This is a genomic window from Aliirhizobium cellulosilyticum (assembly GCF_014198105.1).
Taxonomy (GTDB): Bacteria; Pseudomonadota; Alphaproteobacteria; order Rhizobiales; family Rhizobiaceae; genus Neorhizobium; species Neorhizobium cellulosilyticum.
The window spans coordinates 320687-333669 of record NZ_JACIGW010000003.1 but is presented as its reverse complement, the minus strand read 5'-3'; the positions used below and the strand labels follow the sequence as shown (position 1 = coordinate 333669).

Annotated in this window: 10 protein-coding genes; 1 reads left to right on the top strand and 9 read right to left on the bottom strand. The window is 59.6% G+C overall.

The window, feature by feature from the left end:
• Positions 1-23: 23 nt before the first annotated feature.
• The 9 genes from pta to GGE33_RS15950 all read right to left on the bottom strand — a co-directional run bounded on the left by pta (position 24) and on the right by GGE33_RS15950 (position 11790).
• Positions 24-2135 (bottom strand): phosphate acetyltransferase, encoded by a 2112-nt coding sequence (gene pta, locus GGE33_RS15990; protein ID WP_183824911.1) that lies wholly within the window; start codon positions 2133-2135, stop codon positions 24-26.
• Positions 2136-2251: 116 nt separating this feature from the next.
• Entirely contained in the window at positions 2252-3454 is a 1203-nt protein-coding gene (locus GGE33_RS15985; RefSeq protein WP_183824908.1) for an acetate/propionate family kinase, read from the bottom strand.
• A gap of 199 nt (positions 3455-3653) precedes the next feature.
• Positions 3654-4826, bottom strand: coding sequence for an acetyl-CoA C-acetyltransferase (locus GGE33_RS15980; protein ID WP_183824905.1), 1173 nt, complete (start codon positions 4824-4826; stop codon positions 3654-3656).
• A 178-nt stretch (positions 4827-5004) separates the two neighbouring features.
• On the bottom strand, positions 5005-5661 hold the full coding sequence (locus GGE33_RS15975; RefSeq protein ID WP_183824902.1) for a 3-oxoacid CoA-transferase subunit B: 657 nt from the start codon (positions 5659-5661) through the stop codon (positions 5005-5007).
• Positions 5658-6317 (bottom strand): CoA transferase subunit A, encoded by a 660-nt coding sequence (locus GGE33_RS15970; protein ID WP_183824899.1) that lies wholly within the window; start codon positions 6315-6317, stop codon positions 5658-5660. Before GGE33_RS15970 ends, GGE33_RS15975 begins: the two co-directional genes overlap by 4 nt.
• 67 nt (positions 6318-6384) lie before the next feature.
• The gene (locus tag GGE33_RS15965; protein WP_139678196.1) at positions 6385-6696 is read right to left on the bottom strand and encodes an AtuA-related protein; all 312 of its coding nucleotides are present in this window, start codon (positions 6694-6696) and stop codon (positions 6385-6387) included.
• 4 nt (positions 6697-6700) lie between these two features.
• Positions 6701-8038: an acyclic terpene utilization AtuA family protein gene (locus GGE33_RS15960; protein ID WP_183824895.1), complete on the bottom strand. Its 1338-nt coding sequence runs from the start codon at positions 8036-8038 to the stop codon at positions 6701-6703.
• A 37-nt stretch (positions 8039-8075) separates the two neighbouring features.
• Entirely contained in the window at positions 8076-9404 is a 1329-nt protein-coding gene (locus tag GGE33_RS15955; protein WP_183824892.1) for a CitMHS family transporter, read from the bottom strand.
• 736 nt (positions 9405-10140) lie between these two features.
• Positions 10141-11790, bottom strand: coding sequence for a GGDEF domain-containing protein (locus GGE33_RS15950; RefSeq protein WP_246436216.1), 1650 nt, complete (start codon positions 11788-11790; stop codon positions 10141-10143).
• Between the two features lie 354 nt (positions 11791-12144).
• On the opposite strand from GGE33_RS15950, the gene GGE33_RS15945 reads away from it, so the two are divergent.
• Positions 12145-12978 carry an ABC transporter ATP-binding protein gene (locus GGE33_RS15945; protein ID WP_183824885.1) on the top strand — a complete coding sequence of 278 codons (834 nt, stop codon included), beginning with the start codon at positions 12145-12147 and terminating at the stop codon, positions 12976-12978.
• Positions 12979-12983 lie beyond the last annotated feature (5 nt).

Here is a 12983-nt window from a genome sequence, read left to right as displayed (position 1 = left end):
GATCTTGTTCTGCCCTCTACGCCTTATTTCGCGCCCGCCGATTGCTGGTCGGCCTGGATAGCGGTGAGCGCGATGGTGAAGACGATGTCGTCAACCAGCGCGCCGCGCGACAGGTCGTTGACGGGCTTGCGCAGGCCCTGCAGCATCGGGCCGACGGATACGACATCGGCGGAGCGCTGCACGGCCTTGTAGGTGGTGTTGCCGGTGTTCAAGTCCGGGAAGACGAAGACATTGGCGCGGCCGGCGACCGGGCTGTCGGGAGCCTTCGAGCGGCCGACGCTTTCGACGCTTGCCGCATCATACTGGATCGGGCCGTCGATCAAGAGGTCCGGCTTGCGCTGTTTTGCAAGTTCGGTTGCCTCGCGCACCTTGTCGACATCGCCACCGGTGCCGGACGTGCCGGTCGAGTAGGAGATCATCGCCACCCGCGGATCGATGCCGAAGGCTTTTGCCGTGTCGGAGGACTGGACGGCGATTTCCGCCAGCTGGTCAGCCGTCGGGTTCGGGTTGATGGCGCAGTCACCATAGACCAGAACCTGATCGGGCATCAGCATGAAGAATACCGACGAGACGATGCTCTGGCCCGGCTCCGTCTTGATCAGCTGCAGGGCAGGGCGCACCGTGCTGGCCGTGGTATGGACAGCACCCGAGACCAGACCGTCGACTTCACCGACGGCGAGCATCATCGTGCCGAGAACGACCGTGTCTTCCAGCTGGGCCATTGCCTGGGGAGGTGTCATGCCCTTGGACTTGCGCAGTTCGACCATGGCGTCGACATAGTTGGCGCGCACGGCGGCCGGGTCGAGAATTTCGAGATCGGCGGGCAGTTCGATGTCCTTGGCCCTGGCGATCATCTGGATGGCATCGGGGCGGCCGAGCAGGACGCAGCGGGCAATGCCCTTCTGGTGGCAGATGACGGCAGCCTGCAGCGTGCGGGGTTCTTCACCCTCGGGCAGAACGATGCGCTTGTTGGCCTTCCGTGCACCCTCGATCAGGTGATTGCGGAAGCGCGGCGGCGACAGCCGGGCTTCGGTCGAGGTGCCGATCCGGTCACGCAGCGATGTCGTGTCGATATGTTCGGCGACGAAATCGATGACCTTTTCCATGTGCTGGCTGTCATCCTGGCTGACATGGTAGCTGAGATGCGCCAGACGCGAGGCCGTTGCATAGGTGTCGTCGGGGGTGGACAGGATCGGCAGGATGTTTGAGCCGACCGAGGCCATCAGGTCTGCGACCGGGGTTGCAAGCGGTGCGCCGCAGGTGAGCAACAGGCCGGCAAGCGGTACGCCACGGCTGTGAGCCAGTGCCGAGGCAAGCGCGATATCGCTGCGGTCACCGGGCATGACGACCAGGGTTTCGGGGCGCAGGCGGTCGATCATCTTTTCGACCGAACGGGCGCCGACGACGATCTCGCGGACACGCACGGCATCGAGCTTGGAACCCTGCACGACGCTCAGATCGAGCGACGAGACGAGGTCGGACAGGCGTGGCGTGTTGAGATTCGGCTCGTAGGGGATCGCGCCGAGGATGGTGCTGGTTTCCATTCCGGCTTTGGCAAATGCAGCCGTCAGAGCCTCACGCCGGCTTTTCTCAGGCAGCTTGTTGACGAGCAGGCCGGCAAAATGCCCCTCGGCGTCGCGCATATACTGACGCTCGGCGAGCGCAACCGTATCGGTCAGCCGCTTGTCATCGTCGACACCGCTGACGACCGGAACCACTTCGGCGTCGAGGCTGCGAGCAATCTCGACATTGAGCCTGGGAACGATCTGCAGATCGGTAAACGGGATCAGGCCTTCGACGACAACGACGTCATGATCGGCGCGCAGGGCTTCCGTCATCGTTGCGACTTCTTCAAGCAACAGATCGAGCTCGCCCTTGCGCAGGAGATCTTCTGCATGAGTGAAAGCGATCGGCTCGGGTGCCTCCGTCAGGCACAGGCTCCGGGCAAAATAGGTGGAGACTTCGGTCGTCTTTAATGGCGAGCCGGGATGTTCACTGGCCGTCGGCTGAGCGATCGGCTTGACGAAGCCGACCTTCAGACCGTCACGCTGCAGTGCTCGCACGAAACCGAGCGCTACGGCGCTCAGGTCGACGTCTTGCGCCAGCGGTGCGAGGAAAATGAGATGTGCCGACATGAAACTATCGCCTTTCGATTTGTCATAACCGTTCCGGCCATGCCGGGAAAATCTATTTTGAGGCGCCCGGCAACCCTTCGTATGGACCGGATGCCTCGGAATTTGATCGGACCGCCTCAGCTTGCCTTACCTATATAGGGCCGGGCCTCGTTTGCTATGGCCCATTCCTCGTTGGTGGCGATAACGGCCGCAGCGGTCCTGCTGCCGGAAGCGCTGATCACGCCGCAGCGTCCGCCGAACATCTGGCCATTGGCTTCTTCGTCCAGCGAGATGCCGAGCACCTTGAGCCGGGCGATCGTCTTGCGGCGTACGAAGGCTGAGTTTTCGCCGATACCCCCGGTAAACACGACTGCGTCGAGACGGGGCAGGGACGTGGCAAGTCCACCGATATAACGGGCGAGGCGATGGACCATTGCATCGAGTGCCAGAACCGCACCCTCATGGCCTTCGGCTGCCGCACTTTCGAGCGCCCTGCAATCGTTGGAGAGGCCGGAAAGGCCAAGCAGGCCGCTCTTGCGGTTGAGCAGGGTGTCGAGTTCATCGATAGAGAGCTTATCCTGTCGGGCAATGTGGAATATCGCGCCGGGATCGATATCGCCGGAACGTGTGCCCATGACGAGGCCTTCAAGCGGTGTGAGACCCATCGACGTATCGACGCTTTCGCCGTTCAGGACTGCGGTTGCCGAAGAACCGTTGCCGAGATGGGCAATCACGAGGCCATGATCGCTGGGGTCAAGGCCCAGCAGTTCCACGGCTTCCTTCGCGACAAAGCCGTGGCTGGTGCCGTGAAAGCCGTAACGGCGAACGCCTGCATACCGATAGGTCTGCGGAATGGCATAGGCATGCGCTGATTGCGGAATGGTCATGTGGAAGGACGTGTCGAACACCGCCACATGCGGTACCCATCCAAGCACCTCCATGGCGATACGTACGCCAAGCACGTTTGCCGGGTTATGCAGCGGTGCGAGATAGGAAAGAGCGTCGATCTCGTCGAGAACCGCAGCGTCGAGGCGGATTGCCTTAGTGAAACGCTCGCCGCCATACACGATCCGGTGTCCGACAGCGCCGATCGCGTCCAGCAGATCGCGCTCCTTCAGGCTGTCCATCAGTCGGCGCAGCGCTGCGTCATGGCTGCCACCATCAAGGGCGATCGTCACTTTCGCATCGTTTTCCTTGAGGATCAGGCGGCTTTCCGGCTGTCCGAGATTTTCGGCGAGGCCTGAAACGACTGCCGTGCGGCCTTCGCCGGAAAACAGGCTGAACTTCAGCGATGAGCTGCCGCAATTGATGATGAGAACGTGTGACTGATCTTTGGCCATTCATGTAATCCTCTGGCGAAAAGTGCCGCTGAGGCACAGTTCCTAATCGCGACAGCCAATGCCGTTCGCGCCCTGACTTGTTTAAATATTGCTATGAGGTGCTGGCGGTTCGCCCGCGTCAGCCTAGCGGAAATTTGGAGAGGCGTGGGCACCCACCAGATGCCCACGCCTTGCGAAGCTAAAACTTCGCAGGGGTGTTTCAGAGCGCCTCGACGCAGAGGGCGATCCCCATGCCGCCGCCGATGCAGAGCGTTGCGAGACCCTTCCTGGCGTTACGGGCCCTCAGCGCATGCAAGAGCGTGACAAGAACACGGGCACCGGAAGCGCCGATCGGATGGCCGATGGCGATCGCCCCGCCATTGACATTGACCTTGGCCGGATCCCAGCCGAGTTCCCTGTTGACCGAAAGCGCCTGTGCCGCAAACGCCTCGTTTGCCTCTATCAGGTCGAGATCGTTGATGTTCCAGCCGGCCCGTTCCAGCGCCTTGCGCGATGCCGGGATCGGGCCCGTGCCCATGATCGATGCATCGACGCCCATCGTTGCAAACGACGCGATCCGGGCAAGCGGGGTCAGACCACGGCGGGCAGCTTCATCCTCGCGCATCAGCACCACGGCAGCCGCGCCGTCGTTGAGGCCCGAGGCATTGCCGGCCGTTACCGTGCCGTCCTTCTTGAAGGCGGGCTTGAGGCCGGCAAGAACGTCGAGCGTCGTGGCGCGCGGGTTCTCGTCGGTATCGACGATGATGTCGCCCTTGCGGGTCTTGATCGTGACAGGAACAATCTCTGCCTTGAACCGGCCGTCTGCGATGGCGGCTGCGGCCTTGGTTTGCGAGGCAAGTGCGAATGCGTCCTGTTCTTCACGGGTCAGCTTGTATTTCTCGGCGACGTTTTCGGCGGTGATGCCCATGTGGTAGTCGTTGAACGCATCCCACAGACCATCGCGAATCATCGTGTCGACGAATTCGGCCGGGCCCATCTTGATGCCCGAGCGCAACACGGCGGCATGCGGGGCAAGGCTCATGTTCTCCTGGCCACCGGCCACAACCACATCGGCATCACCGGCAAGGATCGACTGGGCGCCGAGTGCTACCGCACGCAGGCCGGATCCGCAGACCTGGTTGATGGTGAGTGCGGTAGCTTCCATCGGAATGCCGGCGGCAACGGCTGCTTGGCGGGCGGTGTTCTGGCCCTGGCCGGCGCTCAGCACATGGCCGAGCACGACGTCGGAAACGGCAGAGGCTTCGACACCGCCGCGCGCTAGAGCCTCGCGCATGACGATCGAACCCAGCTGGCTTGCGGGAAGGGTGGAAAGCCCACCCATGAACTTGCCGATCGCCGTGCGGGCGGCCGATACGATTACGATATTGGTCATGGTTTTTCCAATCCTGCCACAGCAACCATCGGCATTCAGGCCTGGATCCGTAGCGATAAGAGAGAGCATGGTGCAGAAGAAGATATACGCCTCTGCACTACGATGGCTCGGTTTGAGCCGGAATGACGCGGGAGGGACGACGGAGGAGAGGATACCGCCCCTCCCGCAAACCGACAGGTCAGGCTGCGATGCCCATCACGCCTGGAGCCTTCGGCATTAACAGTTTGGCCTCTGATGCGGCGACAACCTGATCGACCGTCACGCCGGGAGCCGTTTCCAGAAGCACAAGCCCCTCGTCGGTCGGCTGTATCACAGCCATTTCCGTGACGACCAGATCGACGCGGCGAACAGACGTCAGCGGAAGCGTGCATTTCTTCAGGATCTTCGGCGCGCCCTTGGCCGTGTGGGTCATGGCAACGATCACACGCTTAGCACCCGAGACCAGGTCCATCGCGCCGCCCATGCCGGGCACCATCTTGCCGGGAACCATCCAGTTGGCAAGCTGGCCTTCTTCATCGACCTGCAGGCCGCCGAGCACGGTGACATCGAGATGACCACCGCGGATCAGCGCAAAGGACATGGCGCTGTCGAAGGCGCAGGCACCGGGCAAGGCGCCGATCGGCGAGCCGCCGGCATCGGTCAGGTCGGCGCCGGCAAGGCCCGGGTCGGGCAGGGCGCTCATGCCGATAATGCCGTTTTCCGACTGGAAGGAGATGCCGGCATCGGCTGGAAGATAGTTGGCGACCATGGTCGGCAGGCCGATGCCCAGATTGACGAGCGAGCCGCGCTTCAGTTCCAGCGCGACACGCCGGGCGATGATTTCCTTGTCGTTCATTTCTCCGCTCCCTTCACAACGATCACGTCGACGAGCACATGCGGGGTGACGACGGCATCGGGTTCGATGCAGCCAATCGGCACGATCTCGTTCGGCTCGGCAATCACCAGTTCGGCGGCGAGCGCCATCAGCGGGTTGAAGTTGCGCGAGGTCAGCGAGTAACGCAGGTTGCCGGAATAGTCGGCGCTGCGGGCTGAGATCAGCGCGATATCGGCCTTGATGGCTTCTTCGACGAGATAGGTGACGCCGTTCAGTTCGACGGTCTTCTTGCCTTCACCTGCCGTTGTGCCGACACCCGTCGGCGTCAACACGCCGCCAAGCCCGGAACCGCCGGCACGCACCCGCTCGGCCAGCGTCCCTTGCGGAACGAGATCGACCTCGAGTTCACCTGCGATCATCAGCTTCTGGGTCTGCGGGTTGGTGCCGATATGGCTGGCAATCACCTTCTTCACCAAACCGGCATCGATCAGCTTGCCGATGCCGACACCGGGGCGGGCCGTATCATTGGCGATCACGGTCAGGTTCTTCTTGCCCTGGCGGACCAGTTCGTCGATCAGCAGTGGCGGGGTGCCCGCGCCCATGAAACCGCCGATCATCAATACCGCGCCATCCGGGATCTGTTCGACTGCAGCCGAGACGCTACTTACTTTTGACATGGATTTTTCCTCTTCGGGGGAGGCGGGGCAGCCCACAAGAATTCAGGCTGCCCGCGCCTTTGACGCCTTAGTTCTTGGCCGGAATGTCCATCGCCAGAAGCGCGGAGGCCAGGCACTTGCCGTGTGCATCAAGGGCGAGCGAGCGTGTTACGCCGCCACCGAGCGCATCCTGCATGACGAAGTTGAGCGCGCCGAGCGTCGGGATTTCGTAACGGACGACCTCGCCGTTGACGATGCCCTTGAAATGCGCCTTGACCCGTTCGGGCGTGACATATTCGCGGACCCGTTCGTAATCCTTCTGGTCATAGACGATGACGGAGATGTTGGAGATGTTGCCCTTGTCGCCGGTGCGGGAATGGGCGATGTCGAAGAGTTTCATAACCTTAAGCCTCCAGATATTCGATGACGGGAACGACCTTGTCGCGTGGGAAGAGCGCGGAAAGCATCGCAACGACCTGCTTGGCCGATTTCGTGGCGCCACCACCGCTGGCAGGGCCGTTGGTGTAGAGCGTCTCGACTTCGTTGCCGATACGCACGGCTTCCTTCATGCTGTCGCAACGGCCGGTGACACGAACGCGAACTTCAGTCGGTTCGGGAGCAGGGGCCAGGACATCGGCGTGGATCGAGTTGACGCCGATAAGGTCGAAGCGAAGTTCGTTGGCCTTGACGCCGGTGATCTTGAGTCGTTCCTTGACGATCTCCAGTGCGAGCTGGCCTCTGGCCAAAGCGCCCGGACCTGCATAGGAAATCTGGCCTTCGCCCATGTAGCCGTCGTTATAGCCGACCGAAACCTTGAGGGTGTCGGTGCGGGCACGGCCGGTCACGCCACCGACCCGGATGCGGTTGGGAGCGATTTCCGTAAAGGTGATCTGCGAGAAGTCGGCAGTCACATCCGGTGTCAGGTAAGTTTTCGGATCGTGAACCTCATAGAGGATCTGTTCCTTGCAGGTGTGCTCGGTAACCTTGCCACCCGACCCCTCAACCTTGGTGATGACGATCGCGCCGTCTTCGGAAACTTCCGCGATCGGGAAGCCGAGGCGTGCGAGGTCGGCAACGTCCTTCTTGCCGGGTTCGGCGTAATAACCGCCGGTGACCTGACCGCCGCATTCCAAGAGGTGGCCGACGGCCGTGCCCTTGCCGATCTTGTCCCAATCGTCCTGCGACCAGCCGAACTCATGGATCTGCGGGGCCAGGAACATCGACGGATCGGCAACGCGGCCGGTGATGATGACGTCGGCACCGTTGGCAAGTGCCTCGACCATGGGGGCGGCACCCACATAGGCGTTGGCGGAGACGAGCACGCTGGCCATGCTGGAAGCCGGAGCGCCGGTTTCAAGAATCTTGGTGTCGCTGACCTTGAGGGCTTCGACGACATCGTCACCGGAGATGGCTGCAATCTTGAGCTTGCCGAGGCCCAGGCGGGCGGCAATTTCGCGAACCTTGGCAGCGCCGGCCTGCGGATTTGCAGCGCCCATATTGGTGATGATCTTGATGCCGTTCTTCTTGCAGATCGGCAATACGGCCTCGAAACGTTGGACGAGTAGCGGGTCATAACCCTTTGTCGGGTCGTTCAGCTTGGCGTTCTGGGCGATCGCGATGGTGCGCTCTGCCAGGCATTCGAAAACGAGGTAGTTGATGTTGCCTTTTTCGGCGAGTTCCACCGCCGGCTCGATGCGATCGCCGGAATATCCGGCTCCGGATCCGATGCGAATAGTACGCATTATTGTAACTCCTTATTTCAAATCAGGTGGGCGCGGCTCATCCGAACGGGGATGGGATGACACCCAGGATCACTGCGGTAATGGTCATCAGGACCGTGGCAGCGAAGAGGAATGGAATTGCCAGTTTCTGGTGTTCACCGAGGCTGACGCCGGTAAGGCCCATGATCAGGAAGGTGGCGGGCGTCAGCGGGCTGACGGGGAAGCCGGTGGTCATCTGGCCGAGAATGGAGGCCTGGGCGACGTGGATCGGGTCACCGCCGAAGCTGTGATAGACATTTGCCAGAACCGGCATGACACCGAAGTAGTAGGAGTCGGGGTCGAACAGCAGGCTGAGCGGCATCGACAGGATACCGGTGATGAAGGGAATGGCCTGTGCATGGTCTGCCGGGACATAAGTTGCGCCGGCTGCGGCCATGGCCTTGATCATGCCTGTACCGCCCATGATGCCCGTGAAGGCGCCAGCGGCGAAGAGGATGGAGGCCATCATCAGCGCGGCCTTTGCATGGGCATCGACGCGAGCCTTTTGGTCCTTGACCTTGGGATAGTTGATCATCAGGGCAAGCACGGTACCGATCATGAACATCGGAGCGGCATCGACATAACCTGAGATCATCGTACCGAGGATCGCAAGCGCCAGAAGAATGTTCACCCAGAAGAGATGCGGACGACGGATTTCCTTTTCGGCTTCGGTCAGTTCGCGCTTGTAGGCGCCTTCCGAACCTTCGCCGGCTGCAGCAACCGTGGCGCCAGCACCAAGGCCAAGGCGACGTTCCTCGCGCTTACCCATGTACCAGGCTGTGGCGAAGACGAATACCAGACCAACAATCTGCACGACAAAGAGCGGTGTGAAGATCGACGATACAGGCACGTTAAGTGCAGCCGAAGCGCGCAGAACCGGACCTGTCCAGGGCAGGAAGTTGACACCGGCAGCCAGAGCCACGACGAGTGCCAGAATGCGGCGCTGCATGCCCAGACGGTCGTAGAGAGGCAGCATGGCTGGAATGGTGATGAGGAAGGTGACCGCGCCGGAACCGTCGAGATGGATCATCAGGGCGAGCAATGCCGAGCCGACGACGATGCGGGTCGGCTTTAACCCGACGGCTTTCAGAATGCGGTCGATGATCGGGTCCATCATGCCGGCGTCAGTCAAGACACCGAAGAAGACGATCGCAAAGACGAACATGGCTGCCGTCGGCGCGATGTTCTTGACGCCACTGACGATGAATGTTGCTGTCTCTGCACCGAACCCGCCAATCAGCGATGCGATGATCGGGATCACGATGAGGGCAACCAATGGTGACAGCTTGTTCGTCAATATAACTGTCAACAGAACAAGGATTGTCACTAATCCAAGAATAGCTAGCATATCTGCTCTCTCCCAAGTAACGCTAAAATTAGGAAGCGTTTACTTTTGAATTTGAAATGTATTTCATCAGAAAGGGCTCCTTTTGTTTCTGATAAGCACAAATGATCGAGTGCAATCCATGTCGAGGTTGCCTCAAAAAAAACTGATCTGAATTTGCTTTTCACTTCGAAGGAAGCGCCTGAAAACTTTGTGGCAGAGATGTGACGTTTAAAGAATTGAATTTATTGGATCACTGTAATTAGCAAACGTAATGACAAGAGAGATTTCTAGAAAACGTTATATTATCAACCGGTTGCCTGCGTCATTGAGATGGATCCAAGCGCGTGTGGATCAAAATGTTGACGTTTTGTCGCATATTTCGGGCTATGCAACGTCGCCTTAGTATTGGCTTCGGCTAGTTTCGGCCTGAATTGTCTCGGGGCTGGAGAAGCCTTCGATCGGGTTTGTTGCGTTTATAGATAGTGGATCACCTCTCGACGGACTGCAGCACGTGGGGCAAGTCCTGTTGCATATCCGTTCGCGCTTCCGAATTTTGACAAAGCTCTTTGCCCGGCACTGTGGGTGCAGCTATCGCGCAGGTTCATCAAGCGAGCAGAAACTCAGGCTTCAAGGAACAACCTAATCCATGCCGATGAACTGTCGGCCTCACGCCTGCCCTCTCAGTATCAGGCAGAGAGCAGTGGCATATTCGAATGTCTGATTTGTTGGACGAGTGGTTCAGGTGATCGGGGCAGGTCTAGGCGCCTTGCACCAGAATGAGTTTTGTTCGATTTCGGCCAGCGAGTTTGGCGTCGTAAAGTAATCTGTCGGCCTGCTTGTAAAGCTCGGCGAAGCCCGCATCTTCATCTGGTCGGGAGTTTGTCATGCCCATGCTGGCGGTGACCGCTTGCCCAAGTTCCGGTAGCGCAGTTGCGACTGCGGCAGTAATTGCCTGGCGCCGACGTTCCGCCCGTAGCTGGGCGTCTTCACCGCGTACGAGAAGCACGAACTCCTCGCCGCCCAGACGAAATGCACGAATCTGAGGGTCGGCCTGCAGGGTCTCGGCCACCGCTTTCAGAACCTCGTCGCCGATCCCATGACCGTAAACGTCGTTGATTTTCTTGAAGTGGTCGAGATCAAGTACGGCAAGCGCGCGATATCCCTCGGCACGATACGTTTCGAAATTCTGTTCTATTGCCCTTCGGTTGAGCAGCCCCGTCAGTGCGTCGGATTCCGACAGGCGCTCGAAGACATCCGCCTCGAAGCGTGCGCTGTCTCTCTGGCGCCGGATCGCCATGAAGCGATCGGCAACCCCCAAAGTGGTGAACAAAACCTCACATGCGCATCCCATATAGAAGAGCAGCATGGCATCATTGCTCTCCAGCCAAGGAGTGATACCGGTAACCAGCCGCACCGATCCGGCCAAGATCACGGGTATGTAGCCAAGCGCCTGGAATTTGGCGGCACGGCTGCCTCGCCTTAAGGCGTCGGCAACTGACAGTAAGAAAATGACGAGAATCGGCGCAAAAGCCGCCGTATAGAGCGTCGACTGAATAGGGCGCGCTACGAAAGGAAATGCAGCGTGAGAGATGCTCAGCAACATTGCCCAGCCTGCGCAATAAAGCAACGCTCGGCGCAGGATGGGATGCATACGTCCGGGTTCGATGAAACTATGGGTAAACATAGCCCCGGATGCCACGGTAAAACCGAAAATGATCGTCGTCATCCAGCTTAGCGTCATCGCCGGCAGGTCGAAGAGAACCGCTGCAAGTCCAGACGAGACCAATATCGTCAGCAGAAGCGAGATTGTCAGCGTGGAATGCCACAATACAAAAGGCTCGTTCAAGATCCTGTAGAAAGCGGCGTTGAAAATGAGCGGCATGGAAAGCATGCCGGCAAGGATGGCAAGAAGCAGAAATGATCGTAGAAGATTGCCACTCAACGGGAGGTCGGATTGTGACAGATACGCACGCTCCAGCGTCATCCGATGGCTTGGCAGATCAAATGCAGCTATGACGTGTTGCGTGTTGCGCGTGACTTCAGGCAACGATGCCTTGAAATACCCGCCACGAAGGGAATTCAACAGGTCACCTGAGGAAAATGAACTTTGGCGTGTCGCGCCATCCCGGTCGATCGCCAACAGATGAACGGCCTGAAGTGCGCTTCTCCTGGAGAACAGATAGCGGGGAAGCGTATCGTCGGGCCCGATTTCGAAGCGCAGAAGCACCCTTTCGCCCTCGAGCGAATAGGTTTGATCCCCGCAAATCCAATGCTCAAGCGATCCTACAAGTTCGACCATGTCGCTCGATAATCCGCTCGAGGTCCAGCAGGAGCTAACAATTTTTGAAGGTTCTTCCGCACGCACAGGATTGGCAACCAGATAGACCAGCACCGCCAAGCCTAACATTGCTACAAAGAATAACTTTTGAATTCTGTCCCTCGGCATCTCTCGACGCTATACGTCAAACATTGCAATGAAGTTACACCGGTTATGTGTATTCTTGCCTATGTTGCCGGGCGCTCGTGCGAGATTTCGTGGCCGCTGACGGTGTGCCAAATTTGCAGAAGCCAGCTAGTCGGTGTTCATGTTAGACGCCATACTTTATCGCTTGCAGCTGACCGTTCTCAAGTTTCAAATCAAGATGCAGCGGCCGCCATGGCGGGCCCCCTTGAACATGCCGGATGCTCCGAGCAGAGAGATATTGGTTGACGATGCTTCCACCGTTCAGCCAAAAGCGATCGACTGAAGGATGGAAGTTTTATGATCGATTCCGTTTCCAGAACCACCCGCATTGGCTCGGATAGCAGGCTTGAAGCCCGAGACGTCACGTTGGTTTATGGCGACCGGACCATTTCGCGCGATCTGCGCTTCAAGGTTCCGGACGGTCTTTTCACCGTCATCGTTGGCCCCAATGCCTGCGGCAAGTCCACGCTTTTGCGAGCGCTGGCACGGATCATCCGGCCGGATGCCGGTCATGTCGTGCTTGACGGCAAAGAGATCGAACGCATCCCGGCTCGCCATGTCGCCCGCACGCTCGGTCTTCTGCCGCAGAGTTCAGTGGCGCCTGACGGGATCACGGTTGCCGATCTCGTGGCTCGCGGCCGGTATCCGCACCAGTCCTTCCTGCAGCGCTGGAGCCAGGCGGACGAAGACGCGGTCTCATGGGCGATGCGCACCGCACGGGTCGAGGCGCTTGCCGAGCGAGCCGTCGATGAGCTTTCCGGCGGGCAGCGCCAGCGTGTATGGATCGCCATGGTGCTTGCACAGGAAACGCCGCTTCTTCTGCTCGACGAGCCGACGACCTTTCTCGATATCGCCCACCAGATCGAGCTTCTCAATCTTCTGCGCGATCTGAACCGCCGGCAGGGCAACACGGTCGTTGCGGTTCTGCACGATCTCAACCAGGCCTGCCGTTATGCGGATCACATCGTCGCCATGCGCGACGGAAGCATTGTCGCGGAAGGAAATCCGCGCAGCGTCATGACCGCGGAGCTTGTGAAGTCTGTTTTCGGGCTTGCGGCTATCGTTATCGACGATCCGGTGACCGGCGATCCGATGGTCGTGCCGCTCGATGAGATGGCAACGTCGCCGTGACCCTG